Below are 581 nucleotides of genomic sequence, written 5' to 3' on the forward strand. Positions count from 1 at the left end.
GACGAGATGCAACCCGCCGAGCGCGAGGCTCGCGATCACCAGCGACGCCGCCGCGAGACGAGATGCAACCCGCCGAGCGCGAGGCTCGCGATCACCAGCGACGCCGCCGCGAAGGCCCAGCCCTGGTCCGACACGCCGAGCGCCACCAGCAGCATGAAGGCCAGCGTCAGCCCGGTCGCGAGCAACGCCTGCCTGCTGGCGGACGAGCGCATCATCACGGCAGGGCGGCGATGCCCGTGATCTCCACCCTCCAGTCCGGGTCCACCAGCGGCGCCTGGATCGTCATGCGCGCGGGCTTGTTGAAGGGGTCGAGCCACTTGTCCCAGGCGCGGTTCATCGCCGGGGCGTCGCGGATATCGGCCAGGACGATCTGGACGCTCAGCAGGTACTCCTTGCTGGTGCCGGCCACCGCCAGCAGCGCGTCGATCTGCCGCAGCACGTCAGCGGTCTGCCCCTCGGTGTCCAGGCTCGTATCGTCCGCGACCTGCCCGGCGAGGTAGACCAGGGCACCATGCACCACCACGCCGGAAAGACGCTCCTCCTCCGCCAGCCTCAGGATCATCGCTTCGTCTCCCTTCCAT

At 69.7% G+C, this 581-nt stretch carries 2 protein-coding genes; both read right to left on the reverse strand.

Translation table 11 applies throughout. From position 1 onward, the window contains the following. Nucleotides 1-35: 35 nt before the first annotated feature. A complete protein-coding gene (locus AC1DWF_RS36895; protein WP_476843383.1) occupies nucleotides 36-185 on the reverse strand; it encodes a hypothetical protein in 150 nt (49 codons plus the stop codon). A 29-nt stretch (nucleotides 186-214) separates the two neighbouring features. After that, nucleotides 215-581: RidA family protein (locus AC1DWF_RS36900; protein WP_476843384.1), on the reverse strand; the 367-nt coding region annotated here is incomplete at its 5' end.

It is taken from the genome of Aminobacter sp. P4_D5 (assembly GCF_056401815.1).